The 21,902-nt window shown below is 30.6% G+C and carries 24 protein-coding genes, 6 tRNA genes, 2 pseudogenes and 1 other annotated feature (1 of these 33 running past the window's edge); of the genes and pseudogenes, 12 read left to right on the forward strand and 20 right to left on the reverse strand.

Features of this window, described 5'->3' with window-relative positions; all coding sequences use genetic code 11:
• The first annotated feature begins 882 nt into the window (after positions 1-882).
• Positions 883-1,890: a methyl-accepting chemotaxis protein gene (locus tag FYJ33_RS02500; protein ID WP_206046591.1), complete on the forward strand. Its 1,008-nt coding sequence runs from the start codon at positions 883-885 to the stop codon at positions 1,888-1,890.
• Positions 1,891-1,953: 63 nt separating this feature from the next.
• On the opposite strand, the gene trhA is transcribed toward FYJ33_RS02500, so the two are convergent.
• Entirely contained in the window at positions 1,954-2,598 is a 645-nt protein-coding gene (gene trhA / locus FYJ33_RS02505; RefSeq protein ID WP_154530204.1) for a PAQR family membrane homeostasis protein TrhA, read from the reverse strand.
• 209 nt (positions 2,599-2,807) lie between these two features.
• Between trhA and FYJ33_RS02510 the strand changes: the two genes are divergently transcribed.
• Both FYJ33_RS02510 and FYJ33_RS16180 read left to right on the forward strand, forming a co-directional pair.
• Positions 2,808-3,134: a hypothetical protein gene (locus FYJ33_RS02510; RefSeq protein WP_154530205.1), complete on the forward strand. Its 327-nt coding sequence runs from the start codon at positions 2,808-2,810 to the stop codon at positions 3,132-3,134.
• Positions 3,135-3,212: 78 nt separating this feature from the next.
• Positions 3,213-3,323: pseudogene (locus tag FYJ33_RS16180) on the forward strand (HAD family hydrolase); the annotation flags it as partial.
• Between the two features lie 458 nt (positions 3,324-3,781).
• Here FYJ33_RS16180 and FYJ33_RS02515 read toward each other — a convergent pair.
• Together FYJ33_RS02515 and FYJ33_RS17115 are read right to left on the reverse strand one after the other, a co-directional pair.
• A complete protein-coding gene (locus tag FYJ33_RS02515; RefSeq protein WP_154530206.1) occupies positions 3,782-4,720 on the reverse strand; it encodes a type I phosphomannose isomerase catalytic subunit in 939 nt (312 codons plus the stop codon).
• 277 nt (positions 4,721-4,997) lie between these two features.
• A pseudogene (locus tag FYJ33_RS17115) lies at positions 4,998-5,947 on the reverse strand (hypothetical protein).
• A 175-nt stretch (positions 5,948-6,122) separates the two neighbouring features.
• Between FYJ33_RS17115 and hydE the strand changes: the two are divergent.
• Genes hydE through FYJ33_RS02535 form a run of 3 tightly spaced genes read left to right on the forward strand, consistent with a single transcriptional unit; the run spans position 6,123 to position 7,744 of the window.
• Positions 6,123-7,148 (forward strand): [FeFe] hydrogenase H-cluster radical SAM maturase HydE, encoded by a 1,026-nt coding sequence (hydE, locus tag FYJ33_RS02525; RefSeq protein ID WP_154530207.1) that lies wholly within the window; start codon positions 6,123-6,125, stop codon positions 7,146-7,148.
• 18 nt (positions 7,149-7,166) lie between these two features.
• Complete coding sequence (locus FYJ33_RS02530) at positions 7,167-7,355, forward strand: hypothetical protein (protein ID WP_154530208.1); 189 nt, start codon at positions 7,167-7,169, stop codon at positions 7,353-7,355.
• Positions 7,346-7,744 (forward strand): cysteine peptidase family C39 domain-containing protein, encoded by a 399-nt coding sequence (locus FYJ33_RS02535; protein ID WP_154530209.1) that lies wholly within the window; start codon positions 7,346-7,348, stop codon positions 7,742-7,744. Before FYJ33_RS02530 ends, FYJ33_RS02535 begins: the two co-directional genes overlap by 10 nt.
• A 260-nt stretch (positions 7,745-8,004) precedes the next feature.
• On the opposite strand, the gene FYJ33_RS16600 is transcribed toward FYJ33_RS02535, so the two are convergent.
• The 3 genes from FYJ33_RS16600 to FYJ33_RS02545 form a co-directional block, all read right to left on the reverse strand.
• The gene (locus tag FYJ33_RS16600; protein WP_268891436.1) at positions 8,005-8,130 is read right to left on the reverse strand and encodes a hypothetical protein; all 126 of its coding nucleotides are present in this window, start codon (positions 8,128-8,130) and stop codon (positions 8,005-8,007) included.
• 304 nt (positions 8,131-8,434) lie between these two features.
• Entirely contained in the window at positions 8,435-9,271 is an 837-nt protein-coding gene (locus FYJ33_RS02540; protein WP_154530210.1) for a YjjW family glycine radical enzyme activase, read from the reverse strand.
• A 1-nt stretch (position 9,272) separates the two neighbouring features.
• A complete protein-coding gene (locus tag FYJ33_RS02545) occupies positions 9,273-10,754 on the reverse strand; it encodes a YjjI family glycine radical enzyme (RefSeq protein ID WP_154530211.1) in 1,482 nt (493 codons plus the stop codon).
• 466 nt (positions 10,755-11,220) lie between these two features.
• Between FYJ33_RS02545 and FYJ33_RS02550 the strand changes: the two genes are divergently transcribed.
• From FYJ33_RS02550 to FYJ33_RS02560, 3 genes are read left to right on the forward strand one after another with little or no spacing between them, the layout of a single operon-like run.
• Positions 11,221-12,138 carry an alpha/beta hydrolase gene (locus FYJ33_RS02550; protein WP_154530212.1) on the forward strand — a complete coding sequence of 306 codons (918 nt, stop codon included), beginning with the start codon at positions 11,221-11,223 and terminating at the stop codon, positions 12,136-12,138.
• A gap of 15 nt (positions 12,139-12,153) precedes the next feature.
• Complete coding sequence (locus FYJ33_RS02555; RefSeq protein ID WP_154530213.1) at positions 12,154-12,996, forward strand: polysaccharide deacetylase family protein; 843 nt, start codon at positions 12,154-12,156, stop codon at positions 12,994-12,996.
• A gap of 21 nt (positions 12,997-13,017) precedes the next feature.
• Positions 13,018-13,956, forward strand: coding sequence for a polysaccharide deacetylase family protein (locus FYJ33_RS02560; protein WP_154530214.1), 939 nt, complete (start codon positions 13,018-13,020; stop codon positions 13,954-13,956).
• Between the two features lie 143 nt (positions 13,957-14,099).
• Here FYJ33_RS02560 and rluF read toward each other — a convergent pair whose 3' ends face one another.
• From rluF to FYJ33_RS02575, 3 genes are read right to left on the reverse strand one after another with little or no spacing between them, the layout of a single operon-like run.
• A complete protein-coding gene (rluF, locus tag FYJ33_RS02565) occupies positions 14,100-14,855 on the reverse strand; it encodes a 23S rRNA pseudouridine(2604) synthase RluF (protein WP_154530215.1) in 756 nt (251 codons plus the stop codon).
• Between the two features lie 22 nt (positions 14,856-14,877).
• Positions 14,878-15,888, reverse strand: coding sequence for an anti-sigma factor domain-containing protein (locus FYJ33_RS02570; protein WP_154530216.1), 1,011 nt, complete (start codon positions 15,886-15,888; stop codon positions 14,878-14,880).
• 13 nt (positions 15,889-15,901) lie between these two features.
• Complete coding sequence (locus FYJ33_RS02575; protein WP_154530217.1) at positions 15,902-16,492, reverse strand: sortase; 591 nt, start codon at positions 16,490-16,492, stop codon at positions 15,902-15,904.
• Positions 16,493-16,644: 152 nt separating this feature from the next.
• Here FYJ33_RS02575 and FYJ33_RS02580 point away from each other — a divergent pair, with 152 nt between their 5' ends.
• On the forward strand, positions 16,645-16,818 hold the full coding sequence (locus FYJ33_RS02580; protein WP_154530218.1) for a hypothetical protein: 174 nt from the start codon (positions 16,645-16,647) through the stop codon (positions 16,816-16,818).
• Positions 16,819-16,908: 90 nt separating this feature from the next.
• Entirely contained in the window at positions 16,909-17,382 is a 474-nt protein-coding gene (ispF, locus tag FYJ33_RS02585; RefSeq protein WP_154530219.1) for a 2-C-methyl-D-erythritol 2,4-cyclodiphosphate synthase, read from the forward strand.
• 129 nt (positions 17,383-17,511) lie between these two features.
• Here ispF and FYJ33_RS02590 read toward each other — a convergent pair.
• The 11 genes from FYJ33_RS02590 to FYJ33_RS02640 form a co-directional block, all read right to left on the reverse strand.
• Positions 17,512-17,587, reverse strand: a tRNA-Lys gene (locus FYJ33_RS02590).
• Positions 17,588-17,590: 3 nt separating this feature from the next.
• Positions 17,591-17,664 (reverse strand) — tRNA-Gly (locus FYJ33_RS02595).
• Positions 17,665-17,735: 71 nt separating this feature from the next.
• Positions 17,736-17,811 (reverse strand) — tRNA-Gln (locus FYJ33_RS02600).
• A gap of 141 nt (positions 17,812-17,952) precedes the next feature.
• A tRNA-Arg gene (locus FYJ33_RS02605) sits at positions 17,953-18,029 on the reverse strand.
• Between the two features lie 93 nt (positions 18,030-18,122).
• Positions 18,123-18,794, reverse strand: coding sequence for a hypothetical protein (locus FYJ33_RS02610; protein ID WP_154530220.1), 672 nt, complete (start codon positions 18,792-18,794; stop codon positions 18,123-18,125).
• 150 nt (positions 18,795-18,944) lie between these two features.
• Positions 18,945-19,199: a hypothetical protein gene (locus tag FYJ33_RS02615; protein ID WP_154530221.1), complete on the reverse strand. Its 255-nt coding sequence runs from the start codon at positions 19,197-19,199 to the stop codon at positions 18,945-18,947.
• Positions 19,200-19,369: 170 nt separating this feature from the next.
• Positions 19,370-19,876, reverse strand: coding sequence for an ABC transporter ATP-binding protein (locus FYJ33_RS02620; protein ID WP_154530222.1), 507 nt, complete (start codon positions 19,874-19,876; stop codon positions 19,370-19,372).
• 161 nt (positions 19,877-20,037) lie between these two features.
• Positions 20,038-20,241 (reverse strand): ArsR/SmtB family transcription factor, encoded by a 204-nt coding sequence (locus FYJ33_RS02625; protein WP_154530223.1) that lies wholly within the window; start codon positions 20,239-20,241, stop codon positions 20,038-20,040.
• Between the two features lie 12 nt (positions 20,242-20,253).
• On the reverse strand, positions 20,254-21,021 hold the full coding sequence (locus tag FYJ33_RS02630; protein WP_154530224.1) for a hypothetical protein: 768 nt from the start codon (positions 21,019-21,021) through the stop codon (positions 20,254-20,256).
• Positions 21,022-21,118: 97 nt separating this feature from the next.
• Positions 21,119-21,193 (reverse strand) — tRNA-Gly (locus tag FYJ33_RS02635).
• Positions 21,194-21,210: 17 nt separating this feature from the next.
• Positions 21,211-21,295, reverse strand: a tRNA-Leu gene (locus tag FYJ33_RS02640).
• A gap of 164 nt (positions 21,296-21,459) precedes the next feature.
• Between FYJ33_RS02640 and FYJ33_RS02645 the strand changes: the two genes are divergently transcribed.
• Positions 21,460-21,717 carry a hypothetical protein gene (locus tag FYJ33_RS02645; RefSeq protein WP_154530225.1) on the forward strand — a complete coding sequence of 86 codons (258 nt, stop codon included), beginning with the start codon at positions 21,460-21,462 and terminating at the stop codon, positions 21,715-21,717.
• Between the two features lie 101 nt (positions 21,718-21,818).
• Positions 21,819-21,902 (forward strand) — a binding site (T-box leader); it runs 126 nt beyond the window's last position.

A 21,902-nucleotide genomic window follows, 5' to 3' on the forward strand; every position in this document is an offset into this window, starting at 1 on the left:
ACGAATCTCAAAACAAGTTAGCTTACTTTTTCCTCTTACCGTTCTCATCAAAGTTTTTCTTCAAAGCACTCTCCACAAAAAATACAATCATAATTAACAACATTATCTGAATTATCACTATAATTAGCCCAACGCAGCCAACATAATTCACACCTTTTCCAAAACCCTATCATAACTTACCCCTTCTTATTTCAAACTCAATTTATCATATTCATTTATTGCACGATAAATTAACAACCAGCAAATCACCAATTACTAGTATATTTTACATTGTATTGCATGTATATAGCGCTTTTCACCTCTCATCTTCTTTATTTATCATTTTTTCCGTTTTTTATTTTAATTATCATATTTTTTCGTATATCCATTATATTCTATTTAAGTTCTACGATAACTAAATATATATGTTATTGAAAGGTGTGAGATTTTATGAACGAAAAACAATTTAAAGCAACTAACAGAATAGTTTTCCTTATGTATATGATTCAAAATATATATTTATTTCTTTCTTTTATTGCTCAAATTCTCGTTAGTTCAATTAATTCAAGATTAATTATTGAATTATTATTAGCGGTTATACCATTAATATCAACAATAATTATCTACTTAAAATATAAAAGTGCAGAAAAATTTATATCTATTTTATTACCAATACAAATCATTGCGTTTATAGGTATAATGATATTTAATCCTATACTATACACTTGCCTTTATTCTTTTCCATTAATAATAACTCCAGTATTATATTTGGATAAGAAAAAAACTATAAGAACAGCGATTTGTATATTCGCAGCCAATATTATCCATTGTGTTATTTACCTATTAAAAATTAGCAATGCAACCATTCAAACAGAAATATTTCTTATATTAATAATATATCTAATGACTTCATTTGGATGTATAAAAGTATCAAGTTTACTGTCTAAATTTCAAAATGAAAAAATAGCACTCATTACAAAAAAGGCTGATGAACAATCTGCTTCGGCTGCTAAAATAGCTAAAATAGCTGAAGATTTACTCGATACCTTCAACAAAGCTGAAAAGGTATCTAATGAACTTGCAGATATTGTTGATGTAACCCACAATTCTATGGTTAATATAGCAAACAGTGTTGATGATACAGCAAGGACTATAGAACATCAGAGTAATATGACTATGGATATAAAAAACAACATTGAAGATACTGTACACGAAGCAACTAATATGGTGAAAACTTCGACAAACGCTAACGAACTTGTTAATATAAGTTTAAAGACTTTTGATGTATTCAAAGAACAAGCTAACAAAGTTGAAAATGCAAATAAACTTTCATCTGCATCAATTGATAATCTTACAAAGAGTATTTCTGAAGTACAAACCATAACAAAAAGTATTTCTGAGATATCAGACAACACTAATCTTCTTGCACTTAATGCATCAATAGAAGCTGCAAGAGCTGGAGAAGCAGGAAAAGGATTTGCAGTAGTTGCTGATCAGATAAGACAATTATCTGAAGAAACAAATAATGCTGTAAACAAAATTGCAGATATTATTTCTGAATTAGTTAATGATATTAATGATGTTACTACAAATGTTGAAAATTCTACAGAATCAATTAAAAAACAAAATGCTATATTCAAGGAAGTTGACTCTAACTTTGAAGAGATTATCTCTGCAATAAAAGAATTGCATACATCCATAGGACATATTAATAATAAAATCCATGATGTTAATGATTCAAACTCTTCGATACTGGACCATATTTCCAACTTGTCCGCAACTAGTGAAGAAGTTGCAGCAGCATCACAGGAAAGTTTAAAAGTAAGCGAAAAAACTGTCTCAATATTCAATGAATTTAAGGAATCATTAAATGTAATATTTGATTTAGCTAATCAATTAAAGCAAGATTAATTTAAAAAAGATGAAATTAAACGCAAAATTGCTTAATAATTTCATCTTTTTTTAATATAAAAACTATTTTCGTAAATATAAAAGACTAATTACAGCTATAAAATGAAATGCACTTCCTAAAAGCACAAAAAGATGCCATATAGCATGATTATACTTTATCTTATCATTAGTGAAGAAGTATGTTCCTGCTGTATAGGCGATACCTCCTGCAATTAAAGATATAAGTCCCCATACTTGCATTCTCTCATAAAGTGTCTTGATTGCAATTATGATTATCCAACCCATAGCTATATACAATGCTGTAGATAAGTTCTTATACTTTCCAGTGTTGAAGCACTTAAGTATTATTCCTATAACAGCGCATCCCCATACTATTCCAAATATAGTCCACCCTATTGGTCCTCTTAGCACTGTAAGGCAGAATGGAGTGTATGTGCCTGCTATCAATATGAATATAGACATATGATCAAATTTTCTAAACAATCTCTTTACCTTTGCATTAGGAATACTGTGATAAAGTGTAGATTCAAGATATAGTATTATCTGAGTTGCACCATAAATCGAAAAGCTCACTATATACCATGCATCTCCTCTTAGTTCTGCCATTATTATTGCTATAACTAGTGCTACTATGGCACATGCTGAACCAAATCCATGCGTTATAGCATTAGCTATATCCTCTTGTTTAGTATAAAAATTATCGTCCATTATCTCACCTGCTTCTAATTTATTTAAACCAATTATACCATTGTTATTATTTAAACAAAAAAAATTTTCCTTGAAATATTCTAGTTTTCCTCATAATATGGTATTATAGTTTGGAAATATATATTAAATATTTTTCAATTATCCGAAAAAGAATATAAACTTTAAATAACGTTTATAATAATATTATCTTATTAAAGGAGTGTTTACTTATGAAATCTTTTCAATCTTTAATAGATGAAACTGCTATTGCAGAAGATTTAGAGGAATTAGAATCTGCTGCTGACTTATTTCAGTTTGGAATAGAAAAAGGATACTATAACAAAAGACAGGCCGATAGATTTAACCTTACATACTGGAAAAGAAAGAACAAGTTCTTATCAGATGATATAGCATCTGAATTCCAGATGAGCAGACTAGATTTAATGAGCATTGTCGCAAGTGCTCCAGTAGAAATCAAAGACAACAGAGAAGAGCTTATAAGCTACGTTAAAGGACGTATCAAAGCTTTAAAAGGAAAAATACACGGACTTAAATAAATTTCTTCAAATTAAAACTACCCGCATACCTGCAGGTAGTTTTTTGTATATATAATTTTATGTTTTGGGGGGATATATATGTATCAATATATACTATTTGATTTAGATGGGACATTAACTGACCCTGGAGTTGGCATTACGAACTCTGTGGGCTATGCTCTTAAAAAATTCAATATTAATGTAAAAAATAAAAAGGTAAAAACTCACGTTATTACGTGAGTTTTATCTATTTCTATTCGTTGTTCTCTATTACTATTCGTTAACTTCTATACTTTTGTTTATGAAGTATATGTTAGTAATAAATTATTACTTTGTTCTATACTATTGGTACACATATTTCACAGTAGCCGCTATTGACCATACCTACTTTGTACCTCTCAATTATAGGTCTTGTACCGTCCATATTACAGCCATGATTATTCATTTCTTTTTTAAAGGTATAATACCTAAGTTCTATAGCTTAAAAAGACTATTCATTAGGTTCAGAAGACCATACATCAATTTTTTTATCAATACACCCTTTTTTTACATTTTAATTAAATAACATCACAAATTATCACTTTACGATTCAATCAAAAAACTCGATAAACAAGAATTCATTTTAAATTCTAGTCTATCGAGTAATTAGTCAAAATTTGGACTCTCACTTATATTGTTGCTGCTAGTATTTCTAAGTTTCCACTAAACTTCATTTTTCCATAGCCAGCTGGAACTATAAAGTTATCCCCTTTTTTAACTGTTTCACTTCCAATAGTTCCTTCTCCATTAACTACTGTGCATAAAACAAATGGGGCTTCTTCTGATATTTCGCAGTTTCCATGAATATCGTATTTATATGAGCTAAAATACTTGCTCTTTGTAAATATTAGTTTGTCATAAACTTCATGTTTTTCTACTATTGGATTTACAGGTTCAGATTTCTGTGGAACTTCTATAACATCAATTGATCTGTCTATATGCAACTCTCTTTTCTGTCCTGTTTTACTGTCCACTCTGTCATAATCATATAATCTGTAAGTAGTATCTGATGATTGCTGTATTTCATATATAAGAGTGTTACTGCATATAGCATGAACAGTTCCTGACTTTATGAAGAAGAAATCACCCTTCTTTATAGGTCTGTAGTTTAATAACTTATCCCATTCCCCATTATGAATCATTTCTGATAATTCCTGCTTAGTCTGTGCATTGTGCCCAATCTCAAGTACAGTATCATCATTACAGTTTAATACATACCAAGCTTCAGTCTTACCAAATTCCTGATTAAGCACTTCATTAGCATACTTATCATCTGGATGAACCTGAATTGAAAGATTGTCAGCTGCATCAAGAATCTTTGCAAGAAGCGGAAATTCCTTATCTTTTATATTTCCGAATAACTCTCTATGTTTATCGTATAATGAAGAAAGAGTTTCTCCTTTAAATTCGTCATTTATTATCTCACAGTCTCCTTCTTTGTGCGCTGAAATTGCCCAGCATTCACCTGTCTTATCAGAAGGGATATCATAACCATATATATTTTTTAACGTTTTTCCTCCCCATATTTTTTCTTTAAAAATAGGCTTAATTCTTATAATATTGTTCATTTTATCCTCCCATTTTTCCGAGAAAATCCAATATACCCCTTTTTATTGTATCATGTTTTATTCCCTTTGTTATATATATTGTTAATGTATATAATAATAGTATACTATTTCTGAAGATAGTGTAAAGTTTTGTATGAAAAAATAAAGAAGAAATATTTCTTACTTATTTTAGAAATATGAACTTAATCTTTCATTTTATTTCTAAAATTGAATATAGCAAATAGGCCTTCGTTATCGGAGGCAAAAAATAGTAGTCAATATTTAGTTGAGTTACTTGTCAGGAAGCATCTGATTCTTGCATTTGAAAAATTGTCTGTTGACCTAAGCTAATGAGTATCTGCCATTTAGCAGGCCTGTTTTCGGCAAACTCTAACTCTTTAAGCTCATTTAATGGCTTCCAATAGTTATATGGATGAGGTCGTAAGAAGTTGTAATAAGCAGTCCAGAGAGAAAAACTGTAAAGGGCACCGTCATCACTGCTGTATCCGCAAGTAACACGATAGGATGATTTGAAGGTTCTGTTTAGACGTTCTACAACTTGCTTTACCCACCTAAACTCCGTTGAAACAGGATCATCATTTGTTAATCCAATGACTTGAGTTAAGTCGAAGATTTTATCTTCTTCTAATTCAAATTGCTGTTTTGCAAGTGGATATGCACTATAACCATCAGCAATGAACTTAAGAGTTTTGTTTGGGAAGTTTTTAATTAAATTAGCAAGATAGTATGAACACTTATTATTTGTGCATTTATGTACTTTAAAGTGTTTTCGTTCCTTACGTTCCGTAAGCGTCGAGCCACAGTATGGACATTTAAAAACTAAAGGCTTAGTAACAAAATTAGACTCTTGAAATGAAGTGCCACAGACTTTACATTGATACTGGCCTTTGCCACCATTGTTATCATAGATGTATTCATGAGTTGCACCACATTTAGGACAGATAATTTTGTGTGAAATAGTTTTACCGTTACGTCTCTGAACGGGTTTGATAGTCTTATTGTATTTATACTTGTAATAAGCCAGTAAAAATATGTAATCAACTTGTTCAAATGCTTGATTATAGGCAGTTTATCTACTTTAAACTTTTGATATTTAGGACTGTTTGAATCATCAAATTGCATTTGCTTAAGTGGAATATGTTGAACAATAAATCCTATAAGTTGATAAATAATTTTAATTAGATATTGATTATATATTAGTAAATAAGTTATAATTGAATCCTCAATAACGACATCCTTTCGTGTTTATTTTTGTATTCTAGGAGATTCAATTGTAACATGAAATTAGGGGGTCGTTGTTTTTTATACAAAAAAACTTCCGAAACCTTGATATATAAATAAATTTTAAAGTAAAAAGTGTGAAGAAACTTTACACTAACTTTCTGAATTTGGGGAGGGATTTATGAATACGATCTTACAAAAAGCTGTCGAGACTCACAACTTAGAAAAAGATGAAATCATATATTTATTATCTAATGATGAATTATCAGAAGAACTGTATACAGCAGCTGACAAAGTTCGTGAAGAATATGTGGGTAATGAAGTTCATTTAAGGGGATTAATTGAATTTACAAACATATGCAGGGAAAACTGCTGTTATTGCGGCTTAAGACGTGATAACACTAACTTGAAACGATACAGACTTACAGAAGAACAGATAATTGACTTTGCACATAAAGCAGTTACATATGGATATAAAACTATAGTTCTTCAAGGTGGCGAAGATATGTATTATACTATAGAAATTCTTGAAAGAATCGTTAAAGCGATAAAATCATTTGATGTAGCACTAACATTAAGTATCGGAGAACGCCCTACTCAAGAGTATAAAAGGCTTAAAGAAGCTGGAGCTGATAGGTTCCTTATGAGAATTGAAACTACAGACAAAAAATTATACGAAGAAATGGATCCCGGTATGTCTCATGAAAACAGAAAGAGATGTCTTAACGACTTTAAAGTTCTTGGATATGAAGTAGGAAGCGGCTCTTTAGTAGGACTTCCTGGACAAACAGTTGAAAGCCTTGCTGATGATATACTTTTCTTTAAAGAAATAGATGCTGATATGATTGGCATAGGACCATTCATTCCAAATGCAGACACACCATTAAGAGATGCTTCAAATAACAACTTTGATATGTCCTTAAGAGTAATGGCTATTACAAGATTACTCCTTCCTACTATTAATATTCCTGCTACAACAGCCATGGAAAGCTTAAATTCAAACGGAAGAATAATTGCCCTTCAAAGCGGAGCAAATGTAGTCATGCCAAATGTTACAGAAGGTGAATACAGAAAACTTTACGCACTGTATCCCGGAAAAATATGTACAGGAGATACACCAAGCCACTGCAGAGGATGCATCACTTCAAAAATATTAAGCATCGGCAGAACAATCTCAAACACAAAAGGATTTCATAAACGAAGATAATATCTGGGGAGATTATATATGAAAAACAAATTAATTTACCAAAGATCTGAATTTGACTGTGGTACAACTTCCATGATTAATGCTATATCCTACCTCTTTGACAGAGAGGAAATCAAACCTGAAATTATTAAAGCAATTTATAATTATACTTTAGACGAATACGATCAAAATGGTAATGCTTATCATGTGGAACATCAATGGAAATAATGAGATACCTAGCAAACTGGCTAAACGGATATGCATCCTCTACAAATTATCCAATAAATGCTCAATGTATTTATGGCAAAAAGATTAGTCCTACACCTAATTCATTACTTTACAAATGGATTAATGATGGTGGTGTTGCGGTCGCAAGAATGCATTTTGGTTCATATGGCCATTATGTTACTATAACAAAAATAGATAATGAATATGTCTATTTATTTGATCCATATGCTCAAGAAGAAAAAGAAGATTGGGAAGATGGAATATCTGTAATAAAAGATAGACCTTATCAGTTTAATCGTAAAGTCAAAATAGAAAATCAAGATCAAAGAGACTATTATTCTTTTGGTGATGCTGATTTTTGTAATATTATTTTACTAAAAAAACTATAAATAAAAATAAAGCTTTTCATTAATAATTGGGGCTATACAAGAACATTATTGGTAAATATAGCTTAAGAAAAGCAGAAAAGTAAATCTAACCCCAGGTGAAATTACGTTCAGCAATTTCACAGGAGGCTTGGAGGATCTATCCTCCATTATGTTCAAGGAATTCATGAGTTCAGCGCCATGAATTGACGCCTCCATTTGGCATCTGGCACTTGGCATTAAAAAAGGAAGTCCAGCGATGCGGACTTCCTTTTTTATATATGTTATTTTCTTACTCTAACTCTCTTTAATTGCAAAGAACTCATCTTCTTATACAATTTATAAAAATATCCTGTTATAATTGATAGACCTAATAAGAATCCTCCAAGTAATATGTTCTGTGATTGCATATCTATCACACTCCTAACCTATAACCTTTCTTTAATTATAGCACGTTTACAAAACGAAACAATGGATATATTGTTACTATTCTTTTAACAATATAGTCATTATGGTAATAATAATTTATAATGTATAACTTATAATCTTAATTTATCGCTATTCAAAAAGGATGTCCATTTAGATATCCTTTTACGTTATGCTAATTTCAACACTATTTTAAAACATAGCCTTAAAATCAAGAAATTAGCTAGCATATTAATGCTAGCTAATTTCATCTCTAATTATACATTATACAGTATAAATTATACATTTCTAAACGATGACTATGTTTCTACATCCATTCTTTTCGCATATGTCTTTTAAAGAACCAATATATTCATTAGTTGGTGTTTTGATGCCATCCATGATGTTTCTTACACCCATTGGTCTGTATTTTATAATCTTGTATCTTACATCAGGATTTATTTCTGCAATTACTCTGCTGACATTGTCTACAGTTTCTTCATTATTAAGCATTCCTGGAACTATAACTGTTCTCACTTCATACATCTTATCCTTTTCTAGCAGGAATCTAAGATTGCTTAAAACGGTGCTGTTATCCTTAGCAATGTACTTTGCATGCATATCACTGCTCCATGCCTTTACATCAAGCATAACTTTATCAGTTACGCTTAGAAGCTCTGGCATTTCACTGAAGAGATTTGATCCGTTTGAATCTACAAAACATGTAAGTCCTTTTGCTTTTGCTTTTTTAAAAAGCTCGATTAAGAAATCTTCTGCTAAAGTACATTCACCGCCTGATGTTGTGATTCCTTCAATAAATGGTGCATACTTTTCTACTTCATCCATAACTTCATCTACTGACATCATTGTTGTCTTTGGGCTGCTGCAATGAGTACATGTCTTGATACATGTATCACAATTAACACACTTATTCTTGTCCCAGACAACTTTAGCATCTATAATCGAAATTGCATTAACTGGGCATGCTTTCACACATGCTCCGCAGTTAATACAAAGATTAATAGTTTCTGGATTATGGCAGTAAGCACAGTTAAAATTACAGTGCTGAAGAAATATGCCTGTCCTATTTCCTGGCCCATCAACAGAACTAAATGGAATTATCTTATTTACTAATACTTTCTGCATACTATCTTACTTTTCTTTCAAGAACTTTTGCATTCTTTACAGCTCCAAGACCTAAAACAACAGTATCCTGAGTAACATTTTCACCTCTATCAAGCTTTTCCATGTCGCTCTTCTTAACAAGATATCCAGTAATTCTTATAACATTACTGTCTGAAGAATATAATGAGAAGTATCTCATGTCGACTTTAAATGCACCCTTGATTATATCTAGTATATATTCAGGGTTATTCTTTGAATTCTTTTCGAATGGGAAAATATCACCTATTCCTGATGGGAAAAACTTATGGAATAATCCACAATTTCTTAAGTGATCCCAAAGTTCTGGTTCTTCACCTATTGGAATTCTGCATGCAGGACTTGTACCCCTATCACTATCGATACCAACCTGAGCATGCATTAAAAACTTTTTATCAGCACAATACTTATTTCTGTGCTGCTTCACTCTCTTGTCCATAGCATCTATTATCTTGACACCTAATTCATCAGCCTTATTAGAATGTCCAAATCTCTCATTAAGCTCTGTAGCATTAAGAAGATGGTTTACACATTCTGCAAGACCAAACATACCAAACATTGCAGTAAAGTTTTCTCTTGATATAAGCCCTTCTTTTACTAAGAATGAACTTTCAAAGAATCCACTTTCTTCTACTATATATCTTACTCTTTCATCCTCAAATCCAAGCATAGCATCAATTGCATAAGGTAGCTGTACATTAAAAAAATCATCAATTGATTCCGATTTCTGCGCTATCTTATACATATTTAATCTTGAAAGAGTATAACTTCCTCCACCGATTCTTAAACCGTTATAGCAGCTTGCTATTGCATAGTCACCATTAAAATCATCTCTAAACATCTCATCATTTGCAAAGCTTGGCTTAGCAGTAACTAGTGCAGTCTGCACACAGTCCTTTGCAAAATCATCACTTGTCTTTTCTTTACTGTATTTAAGTGTTATGTTAGGAATTGCATCCTGAAGCTCTCTTTCAGCCTTTAAAATAAGTCTACCAGCTTTAGTATCAACTGGTCCTATATCCGCATGACAGAATGAATCTGAAATAGTTCTATCTATCTGCTTTAAGAATAACTTGATTGCTTTATACGCCTCCTCTTCGTCTTTTACGAAAGGCTCTAAAAGCGTATCAATATTTCCTATGTAAACAGGGAATGTTGTAATTGATGGAACGTGTCTGTAGATGATAAGCAGGTTATTTACTGCTTCCCAAATATCTTGAGGTGGAGTCAATCTTAAAAACTCGCTTCCATTTTTCATGAACTTCTCGTAATTAGGAACTATATATCTTGGTCTATAAGGTGCATTTCCTTCACCAAGATCACATATTACTCCTTCTTCTCTTAATTCTTGAGCTTCTTTGCTGATATTAAGCACATGTAATGAGTTTTCAGCTTCCTTTGCTAAAGAAATAAGTTTCTGCTCATAAGTAAGCGTTCTGTCTTTAATAATTGTTTCTGCATTATTCATTTTTATCACTCCATAATCATATTTTAACTACTCGAATTGTTGTAGTTCTTTAACACGGTACATGGATTGTAGACATGCTGTTAATTACATTTTATATTAATTTTTTCCTCTAGTAAATATCGTTTTTATTATTATCCTCATAATCCACAACTAAAAAATTATATCTACAAAATATTATCCTAATAATTATAATTTATCACCACAATTTCATATTTCTTTTAATTTTATAGTTATTACAGTATTATATTTTTCATAATATTGGAAATAAACGCTTGTTAACAGTGTAATTAACAGGTTTCCCACCACTTATCCACAGGCACTTGTGAATAATGTTGATAACTTCCATTATTTTGTATTACATGTCCATTTTTATAAAAGCATGTTTGTATTCATTTATTCATTTATTTATTTATATCTATATGTTATGATTTAGATGTAAAATGATTATACGAAAGCGAGGCTTTATATGATTACTGCAATTATCATAATATTATGTGCACTAATTGCAAGTTTTTTCTTAACAAGCAATCATCTTTTGCAACTGCTTATCAAAAGAAGACTTCATGATGAAAAATCATCTATAAAATCTTATTCTGATAGACAAATAATAAATATTGATTATCTTAAATCTTTAGGGAGAGAAGATATCACAATAAAGTCAAAAGATAATCTAAACCTTCATGGATTTTTAATAATGAACAAAGAAAAAAGTGATAAGTTTATTATACTTGTTCACGGAATATCCATAGGTTATGTAGGCTCATTAAAATATGTTGAAACATTCTACAAAAGAGGATTCAATATTCTTGTTATTGACCAGAGAAGACATGGAAAAAGTGAAGGAAAATATTCCACATATGGTTACTATGAAAAACATGACGTAGATTGCTGGGTAAATTATATTATCGAAAGGTTTGGTAATAATATCTATTTAGGACTTCATGGTGAATCAATGGGTGCAGGAACAGTTCTTCAATACACTTCAATAAATAAGTATGTGAAATTCATAATAGCAGACTGCGGATACAGTGATATGGTAAAACTTTTAAATTATCAAATAAAACATGATTATGCTAAATGCCTTCAGCCATATCTGCTTATTGTTGCAAAACTTTCAAGAATTCGTGCTATTAATTTTGCAAAGTTTGACTTTAAGCATGTATCACCAATTAAAGTAGTACATTCTACAGACCTGCCTATATTATTTATCCATGGAAAGGAAGACTATTTTGTTCCTTGGACTATGAGTGTTGAGATGTATAACAATAAAAATTCTGGATATAAGCAGCTTCTGCTTGTTGATGGCGCTTCTCATGCAAACTCAATAGAAGTTAATAAAAAAGCTTATGAAAACGCAATAGATAAATTTTTATCTTCAATTTAATAGGATGGTGAAAATATGAGATACAGAAAACAAATATCCTGCCTTATAGTGTTACTTGGCATACTTATCACATCTACTGCATATGTGGTAAATGTCGGCAGAATTGATTCAAAAAACAATAAAAATACTGCTTCTCAAAATAGCAATACTAATTCTTCTTCCAAGAAGACTTCATCAAAAACTGATAATAAGACAACAGCTGATATATCAATTCCTGTACTGGAATATCAGGCTATAAATTCTCATAACGTATCACCTAACAGCTTTAGAAGTCAGATGTATTATTTAAAAAATATAAATTATAACCCAATAACTATTGATGATTTATATAATTACCTTGTAAACAGCAAAAAGCTGCCTGAAAAGCCAGTTCTTATTACCATAGATAACGGATTCTCAAGCACCGCTCGTGATGCATACTCAATATTAAAGGAATTTGGATTTAAGGCTACAGTTTTTATTTCTACAGACTTTATTGATCATAGTGATTATTTAACATCTGCTATGATAAAAGATATGATAAACAATAATATTTCTATTCAGTCAAATGGACCAAACAGAAATTCATTTACATCGTTAAAAGGCGATGCCCTAAAGAATGCGCTGTCTGCATCTAAAAGCAGGCTTGAAGCTGTAACAGGGAAAAACACAGATTACCTTGCTTACCCTATAGGATTCAATGCTGATTCATCTTTAGACATTATCAAACAGTCAGGCTTTAAGATGGCTTTCAATACTTCTGGAGCAATGGCAGATAAAAGCGATAATCTATTGAGCATTGATAGAATTCCAATAACAAACAGTGATAATTTTGACAGTTTTAAAGAAAAACTATCTTCACCCAAAAATAAACAATAAAACAAAAATGGAGTTGATATTTTGAAATTTAACAAGAAAAACTCAGGAAATATAATCTTATTTTCTTTATTAATAATTTTAGCAGCAGTACTCGTAATCGGTATAAAGAAAGATTCTGCTGAAGGACTTGATAATAAGGATACTTCTACACAGTTATCATCAGTGACTAATAATAAAAACACAACAAATACTGATTCAAATAAAACTGAAAAGAAAAATGCTGCTGAGAAGAATAATACAAAGAAAACTGATAGATTTGAAGGTCTTACCTTAACTAATGGCGACATAACTGTGCCTGTATTATGTTATCATGATGTAAATCCTAAACAAACAAATGATATGCTTATGGATCCAGTAAAATTTAAGGAACAGATGCAGTATCTTAAGGACAATAAATACACTACACTAACTATGGATGAACTTTATGGTTTCCTTAAAGAAGACAAAAAAATACCAGAAAAATCTGTAGTTATAACATTTGATGACGGCTACATAGGGAACTACACTTATGCAATGCCTATACTTAAGGAACTTGATCTTCATGCTACAATGTTTATGATTTCAGGAATGCTTAACAATGAACTATATGTTAACGAAAAGCAGCTTAAAGAAATGTCTGACAGCGATGCATTTGAAATTCAGAGCCATACAGCAATGCATGAACATCTGGCAACACTTACTGAAGAAAAACAGCTTGAGACAATGAAGACTGCAAAAGAAAAGCTTGAATCAATAATTGGAAAACCTATTGAATATATAGCTTATCCTTATGGTGAATCAAACAAAAACACAAGAACAGCAGCAAAAAATGCAGGATACAAATTAGGCTTTTCACTTGATGGTGCCATGGCAGATAAGAAAGATAACAACTACAATATAGATAGATTATATGTAAGCAACAACTATACTATGGACCAGTTCATCAAGAAGCTAACAACAGCACCAAGAGACCCTCAATAATGTATAATTTAAAATGTATAATGTATAATTTCGGATTGAACTTCCAATCGGGAATTCAAAAATTACATAAAACAAAAATCCGTGCATCCGCACGGATTTTATCATTTAATTTTAAATTTTAAATCTTAAAATCTAAATTCATTTTATTCAGCTTCTTTTTTAGAACTCTTTATAAGATTATTTATCTCTTTCAGTTCCTGTGGAGTAAGATCACGCCACTGGCCTATCTTAAGTTTGCCTAGTTTAACATTCATTATTCTTACTCTTTCAAGCTTTGTTACAGTATATCCAAAGTACTCGCACATTCTTCTTATCTGTCTGTTTAACCCCTGTGTAAGTATTATTCTGAAAGTTCTTTTGTTTTCCTGAGTTACTCTACACTTCTTTGTCACAGTACCAAGTATAGGCACCCCATTTGACATTCCTTTGATAAATTCAGGATTTATATTCTTATTAACAGTAACTATATATTCCTTTTCGTGATTATTGCCTGCTCTTAAAATCTTGTTGACTATATCACCATCGTTAGTAAGAAATATAAGCCCCTGTGAATCCTTATCAAGTCTGCCTATTGGAAATATTCTCTGCTTATGCTTTACAAAATCAACAATATTTCCTTTGACCTTGCTTTCAGTTGTACATGTTATTCCAACAGGTTTATTCAGCGCAATATATACAGGTTTCTGATGATTTCTGATTACTTTTCCGCACACTTCCACAACATCACCACTGCTTACTTTTAAGCCTGTAACAGCAGTTTCTCCATTAACTTTAACTTTACCACTTTCTATAAGCTTATCTGCTTCTCTTCTTGAAGTAAATCCAGACTCACTTATATATTTGTTTAATCTTACTTCACTGCTCTTTTCTTCATGTGTTATTGCAAATTGTTTTATCATTAAGATTTTCCTTTCATATATACTATTTCATAAGACCGCCGTTATTAATTCTTATCTTTACATTGGTTTTATTTTCAGTATTCTTATCTTTCACAGTCTGTTCCATAAGTCTAAAATCAATATTTTTAAGCCTATCACCACTAACAATTATGCCTATCTCAGAATTTTCGGGAACCATTTTATTATTTATTATTTCTGTAGTAAGCTCATTTAAAACATAATCTATATCCTGATACTGATAAGTCATACCAGATATAACTCTCTTGCCCTTAGTAGTTTTGGAAGCAATATCTATTACTTTAGAATATCTATTAACTTCAAGCTTGAATGTAGATGTTCCCGAAATTAATATTGTAGTTTTAGGCTTATTATATACATAATATACACTGGAAAATGCAATAACCAAAATCAATACAAGTGCTACAATCTGTCTTGAATAATACATTATCCCTTTCTTTTCACGTCCTGTAACTTCATAACCTATACTTGATGACTGATGCTTTACCCTTACTATTTCACCACTATGAGTGATAACTATTGCATATCTGCTGTTCTTCTTCAAAACAAGTCCAGTTATCTTATCATTCTTTTCATGTTCTACAACTACAATATCAGTAGACTCTTCTCTTCCATCCACTATAGCCAGATAGTTCTGTATACACTTATACTTATTATTATGTATAAGCAGGATATAAAGCATAAGATAATCCTTATATTTTTCAATAAATTTCTTAGATTCACCAGTTCTTTTTGCGAACTTTATATATGGAATTTCTCTTCTTCTTGTTACAATATCAATAAGTTCTTCATCTTCAGCCACATAACAAGCTATATTAAGCAGTACGTTTCTCGCAGAATACTCAGGTATATTATTATACAGTTTTTTGATATCAAGATTATATAGCCTTAACTGCTTATTCAAAAATGATATTGCTTCCTTTTTCTTATCTACATCATTTTTATTTTCAACAAGCTTTATTGTTTTTTTATTTGTAAACTTCAACTTATTTCTATCAAATATTTCTTCATTCATAAATTTATCCTCTTTACTTTTGTAATTTTCCTGTAACGATAATTCTGTTCTTTGCTCCAAATGTACATGTTACCATTGTAATTGTAGCATCATCTGTTTTATTCAAAACTTCACTATGTTCAGGAGAAACAATAAAGTTTTTTTCAACTATATAAGTATAATCGCCATCCTTAGTTGATACAATCACCTTATCTCCTTTAACAAGCTTGTCAAGATCCGCAAAATAGTCAGCATAGACAAGATTTCTATGTCCTGCTACTGCAAAATTACCCTTCTCTCCTGGTTGTGCCGTATTTTCAAAATGTCCAGCAGCATATCTTAAAACATAATCAGATGTACCTTCTGCGACACCTACCTCTACATTTATCTTTGGTATTTTTAATAATGCAATAGGTTTTGGTCCCTCATACTTCTCTGTATTTCCTGCTTTGCTGTCTTTAGCTTTATTTTTATCTGAAGACTCGTGAATTATATTATAAAATTCAGTTTTCATTTTATCCTGATCTTTAGATGATTCATATTTTGAATACACAATATAACCAATTAGACTTATTCCTGTTACAATTAAAAGTATAGCTATAATATTAATAATTTTATCTTTCATATCTCCTCCACTTTGAAAAGTACTCTAAATTAATTTTACATCATACATATTTTTATGTGAACTAATTTTTCAAATTAACTCCCTTTTTTTGTCATAAATATAAAATTTATGATATAATGATATAAAGAAGTTTATTTTAAGGAGTGTTCTTTATGCAGGATAAGATTATTTATGTTAATTTTAAATCAAAAGTAGCTACCAGCAGAAACAGTGTAGTAAACAATTTTTTTAAATCAATCTTTAGCAAAATATACAACCTTTTTAAAATAAATCATTATTATCCTGATTCAAAAGTCATCTATTTAAAGCAAGACAGGATTATTTAGCCTCTATTGGTAACGTTAACATTTTATTGTTTGGTTATAATTTTTATATATGATACAATAGCTATATAAAATTGTTAACGAGGTGACAATATGAGAATTGGTTTAGGATATGATGTTCACAAACTAGTAGAAAACAGAGATTTAATTTTAGGCGGTGTAAAAATTCCGCACCAAAAAGGATTATTAGGTCATTCTGATGCAGATGTTCTTCTTCACGCTATTATGGATGCTATCCTTGGTGCTTTAGCTTTGGGTGATATTGGAAAACACTTTCCTGATACTGATGACAGATATAAGGGAATTTCCAGCCTAAAGCTTCTTAAGGAAGTTAATAGTCTCATAAAAACAAAAGGCTATAATGTTTCTAACTTAGATTCAATAATAATAGCCCAGAAACCAAAGATGGCTCCATATATATCTGAAATGAGAAAAAATATAGCTGAAGCTTTAGATATCTCTATAAATGATGTAAGTGTAAAAGCCACCACTGAAGAAGGCCTTGGTTTTACAGGCACTTGTGAAGGTATTTCTTCTCAAGCAATATGTATGCTTGAAAAATTATAAATTTATTAAAAACAACACATAAGCAGGCATTCCAAATCAAAGATTTAGAACGCCTGCTTAATTAATAATTTATTTTTTCTTTAACGTAGAAAGGATCTATGCAATACTTGCATAGATCCTTTTAAAATTTGGTGGGTCATCGGAGACTCGAACTCCGGACACCCTGATTAAGAGTCAGGTGCTCTACCAACTGAGCTAATAACCCATGTGGAGCGGGTGGCGGGAATCGAACCCGCATAACTAGCTTGGAAGGCTAGGGCTCTACCACTGAGCTACACCCGCAGGTAAAATGTGTATTTTAACCCACAGTTGTTGTTTCATCAAAATTTGTTTAATAAAATTATTTTATTAAATGGCTGGGGTAGCAGGATTCGAACCTGCGGAATGCTGGAGTCAGAGTCCAGTGCCTTACCGCTTGGCGATACCCCATCACTAAGTGTCACAACGAAACTTATTATATCATAGTTTTTAAAAATTGCAAACACTTTTTTTAAAAACTTTTCAATAACTTGTCTTATTTTTTAATTATCCAAAGCTCAACGGCTGTAATTCAAAAACTTGACATAAAAATGGTGCGTTTTAAGGGATTCGAACCCCTGGCCCACGCCTTAGAAGGGCGTTGCTCTATCCAGCTGAGCTAAAAACGCACAACACACGTAATAAGGACTGCTCCTTACCACGTGTATTATTATAATCATCATTTTTTAATTTGTCAAACATTTTATAAAGTTTGTTCTTCACTAAACCATTTCTACTAAATCTACTGATAAAACTTTCTTAAGCTTGTCAGCTTTATCAGGATCATTAGCTGCATTTTCACATATATCCTGTAGTTCGTCTTGGCTTATTCCTATCATTTCTTCCATTGTATCTGAAGAAACCATGCTCTGTGTGTAATTTATGAAATCAAGAAGTTCTGATGGTGTAACAAGTATCTTTATATATATAAATTCATTACTGTCACCAATCCATGTTTTATTAAATTCTCTACAAAAATGTTTTAAAGCTCTTGGAAGTTTTTCAATAGGCATGTCCCAAAGTTTTTTCATTTCATCAATATCTCTTTTTATATTTTTTAGTTCTTCTCTATATTCGGATTTTTTTCTAGACATCTCTTTTACGATTTGCTTAACTTCTTTAAAATGAGTTTTTGAAATATTGCCTTCTCTTCCATCAAACCATTTTTGATATGCAACAGGCAGAAAACAATACTGAATATATCCTAGAAGCATCTTTAAATTAGGTATAGGTGCCCAAACATTTTCCAATCCAGATTCTTTATTAAAAACAATAGTATGAATATATACTGTTTTTTCTGTAATAGGTTCTTCTAAAAAAATTTTTCCTTTATAAGTTTTATTTTTTTCTATTATCTTACTCCAATAGTCTGCTGAATTATATTTTGAAATCATCTTATCACACCCTAACTTAATTCATATAAATTATTTACTATCTATACTTATATAATACCATCTGAACGTTTACATTTCAATGTAAAATAACACTTCTAAAACTATAAAATGATCAGCAGTACTGGCTGCTGATCATTTTATAAATATATCTTAATATAAGTCTATTAATGCTTTTTTAATACTTAGTTTTTCCATAATCTTAAACAATATAAATGCAACTATAACATATATAACGCCTATGCTTATTTCTCTTAAAATATATGCCATAACATTAATGTTACCTGCCATTATAATCTTAGAAGCCTTTAAAACATTCGTAAGTGGCAATACTCTAGAAAATACTTGAAGCATAACAGGAAGCTTTTCTATTGGAAAATCCACGCCAGAAAGACACATTAGAATCATAGAAGAAACATTCAATAATAAATATATATGTTTTTGGCTCCAAAAAACCATAAAGACCTTTAAATGAATAAAGAGCATTTCTATATAGCCTTCTAACTACGTTCACTTAGCTCACCCCCAAAGTCCCATCTATTCTTGTTTTTCTATCAATTCGTTTGAACAGCAGCCTGCTAATAATTATATAAACCGAACAGCTCACCATTGCCTATATATTTAATTTTCAAATTACGTGATGTATCTACATCTATTACCTCACCTTTATTTATTAACGCTATTCTGTCACATAGCTCATATGCCTCATACATATAATGAGTTGTTAGTATTACAGTAGTCCCTATGCTTTTTAGCTTTAGGATAATACTTCTTAGTTCTCTTGCACCTACAGGATCAAGTCCAATTGTAGGTTCATCGAGAAATAATACTTCTGGCTTATTGATAAGGCTTCTAGCAATTTGAAGACGCTGTTTCATTCCTTTTGAAAAATTCTCTACCTTTTCTTTTTCCCTTCCGGACAAGCCAACAATATCAATAAGATATGGTATCCTCTGTTTAAGTTCTTCATCAGGTATCCTATATAAATCTCCAAAATACTTCATATTTTCTTCTGCAGATAATCTCCAATACAATCCCCTCTCTCCACCGAAAATAAGATTATTTACTCTAATTATTTTTTCCATAGAAACCTCCCCCTTAAAAATAAGTTTTATGTGTACCTAATTAGATATTTGTATAACTTGCTCCTTTTTCTTCTTTTTGTCAATTACAAAACAAAAAAAGACTGCAGATTTGCTAAATAATTAGTAATCCTACAGTCATTTTCTATATATCACCTAAAAACTCATCTCTTGAATTTATCAGAAAACACTCTTATAAAATCATTCATTCTTTTATAATTCAAACTATATAATTTTGAATTTTTATTTCTCTCTTCATTAATTAAGCCTGCTTCCTTTAAGATATCTATATGATGAGATATAGTAGGCTTTGATAAATTTAATTTTTCGGATAGCTCTTTTCCAGTAAATGAATTGTTTTCGCTCAAGCTATCTATTATCTAGAATCGTGTCGCATCAGATATTACTCTTAATACATTAGCAATTTCTTCAGAATTCATTGTATCTGCAAGCGATGAATAAACAAGAATTTGATCATGCTTAAAATATCTTATACATTTCCTTGTAATAAAACTACTATGAATAAAAACAAACTTGTTATAAGGCCCCTTATTATAAAATTTCTTACCCATAATATCCTGAGATACTTCAAGCGGCGCCTTAATACTAAGCATTTTACTAAGCATCTCAATATCTTTACAATCAGACTTCGTAATATTTTTATAATTACTAATAAAACTATCAGTCACCATACATTTCATATAATCTATAATCCTATTAACAATGCTCTCTCTATTCTTAATTATCATTTCAAAGGATAATATACTGCTGCATATTTCTGTTTTGTTAAATAACGAAACAAGTCCATTTTCCACATTCAACAATTGATTTATATAAGTTTTATCCACAATATATCCTGATAATATATACAAATATTCAGCCTCATCACTTTCAAGTATAATCTTTCTGAATTGTTCAAAATCATTAAAGTCATCTATATACATAAGAAATTCAAGAAATTCCAGCCCATTAAGTTTAAATGATGATAAAACTTCTTTTATGTATACATCACTCTTTATATCATTTAAAATTGATTCTTCAACATAATCATTTTTATACTCATTATCACATATACTTTTAATAATGATTGATAATGTATCTACAACCAACGAATTTGTGAAATATGAATTACATCCTATTTCTATCATAAAACACCTCTTTATTTCATATTCAAACACATAGATTAAATCAAATAAATATATAACGAAAAAACCGCGCAAGATAAAATCTTACACGGTTATTATTTGGAGCGAAAGACGGGACTCGAACCCGCAACTTTCACCTTGGCAAGGTGACACTCTACCATTGAGTCACTTCCGCAAAATTCACAAAAAAATTGGTGCAGATGAAGGGAGTCGAACCCCCACGTCGTAAAACGCTAGATCCTAAGTCTAGTGCGTCTGCCAATTCCGCCACATCTGCATCACAAGACTTATTATAAACAATGATTTTCAAAAAAGCAAGACATTTTTTCAATATTTTTTTAATAAAAGAGTAATTCTTTTTATCTTTCATGAATATTCTTTTATGTAAGAAGCAATTTATTTTTCTTTTTACACGAATTTAATTAAGGAGGTGAAAGTACCATGTTGAACTTAGATGATCTTTTATTATACGAGGCTAAACATGCAATAAGATCTTTAAATAAAGAATACTGTGAAATTTCAACAATAAAAATAATCGAAAAGATTACAGGAACAAAATACAAACCTAGTACAAGCAATATAGGTTTATCTGGATTTTTAAGCATACATCAAAAAGAATTGGGTATTCAATACTTAAATATGCAACTTGTTACTATTGATGAGCAGCCTATATCAACAACAATATGGCGCTTAGTGTAGCCCCTCTTATTCTGAATATATTTTAAAGAATACTCTTATTTATGAATTTTTCATTTATAAGTTGACATATTAAAATATGATATTTATAATCTATCTTATACTATAAAATGATGACGAGGACAGTAGGTTATATATCACATTTTTAAGAGAAGAGTGCCATTAGGCTGTAAGCATTCTAAATGTAT

Origin of the sequence: Inconstantimicrobium porci, from assembly GCF_009696465.1 — a bacterium.
Lineage (GTDB): Bacteria > Bacillota > Clostridia > Clostridiales > Clostridiaceae > Inconstantimicrobium > Inconstantimicrobium porci.

Coding starts and splice junctions, on each gene's coding strand:
- FYJ33_RS02500 (WP_206046591.1), top strand. CDS start 883: ATGACTTCATTTGGATGTATAAAAGTATCAAGTTTACTGTCTAAATTT.
- trhA (WP_154530204.1), bottom strand. CDS start 2,598: ATGGACGATAATTTTTATACTAAACAAGAGGATATAGCTAATGCTATA.
- FYJ33_RS02510 (WP_154530205.1), top strand. CDS start 2,808: ATGAAATCTTTTCAATCTTTAATAGATGAAACTGCTATTGCAGAAGAT.
- FYJ33_RS02515 (WP_154530206.1), bottom strand. CDS start 4,720: ATGAACAATATTATAAGAATTAAGCCTATTTTTAAAGAAAAAATATGG.
- hydE (WP_154530207.1), top strand. CDS start 6,123: ATGAATACGATCTTACAAAAAGCTGTCGAGACTCACAACTTAGAAAAA.
- FYJ33_RS02530 (WP_154530208.1), top strand. CDS start 7,167: ATGAAAAACAAATTAATTTACCAAAGATCTGAATTTGACTGTGGTACA.
- FYJ33_RS02535 (WP_154530209.1), top strand. CDS start 7,346: ATGGAAATAATGAGATACCTAGCAAACTGGCTAAACGGATATGCATCC.
- FYJ33_RS16600 (WP_268891436.1), bottom strand. CDS start 8,130: ATGCAATCACAGAACATATTACTTGGAGGATTCTTATTAGGTCTATCA.
- FYJ33_RS02540 (WP_154530210.1), bottom strand. CDS start 9,271: ATGCAGAAAGTATTAGTAAATAAGATAATTCCATTTAGTTCTGTTGAT.
- FYJ33_RS02545 (WP_154530211.1), bottom strand. CDS start 10,754: ATGAATAATGCAGAAACAATTATTAAAGACAGAACGCTTACTTATGAG.
- FYJ33_RS02550 (WP_154530212.1), top strand. CDS start 11,221: ATGATTACTGCAATTATCATAATATTATGTGCACTAATTGCAAGTTTT.
- FYJ33_RS02555 (WP_154530213.1), top strand. CDS start 12,154: ATGAGATACAGAAAACAAATATCCTGCCTTATAGTGTTACTTGGCATA.
- rluF (WP_154530215.1), bottom strand. CDS start 14,855: ATGATAAAACAATTTGCAATAACACATGAAGAAAAGAGCAGTGAAGTA.
- FYJ33_RS02570 (WP_154530216.1), bottom strand. CDS start 15,888: ATGAATGAAGAAATATTTGATAGAAATAAGTTGAAGTTTACAAATAAA.
- FYJ33_RS02575 (WP_154530217.1), bottom strand. CDS start 16,492: ATGAAAGATAAAATTATTAATATTATAGCTATACTTTTAATTGTAACA.
- FYJ33_RS02580 (WP_154530218.1), top strand. CDS start 16,645: ATGCAGGATAAGATTATTTATGTTAATTTTAAATCAAAAGTAGCTACC.
- ispF (WP_154530219.1), top strand. CDS start 16,909: ATGAGAATTGGTTTAGGATATGATGTTCACAAACTAGTAGAAAACAGA.
- FYJ33_RS02610 (WP_154530220.1), bottom strand. CDS start 18,794: ATGATTTCAAAATATAATTCAGCAGACTATTGGAGTAAGATAATAGAA.
- FYJ33_RS02615 (WP_154530221.1), bottom strand. CDS start 19,199: ATGATTCTAATGTGTCTTTCTGGCGTGGATTTTCCAATAGAAAAGCTT.
- FYJ33_RS02620 (WP_154530222.1), bottom strand. CDS start 19,876: ATGGAAAAAATAATTAGAGTAAATAATCTTATTTTCGGTGGAGAGAGG.
- FYJ33_RS02630 (WP_154530224.1), bottom strand. CDS start 21,021: ATGATAGAAATAGGATGTAATTCATATTTCACAAATTCGTTGGTTGTA.
- FYJ33_RS02645 (WP_154530225.1), top strand. CDS start 21,460: ATGTTGAACTTAGATGATCTTTTATTATACGAGGCTAAACATGCAATA.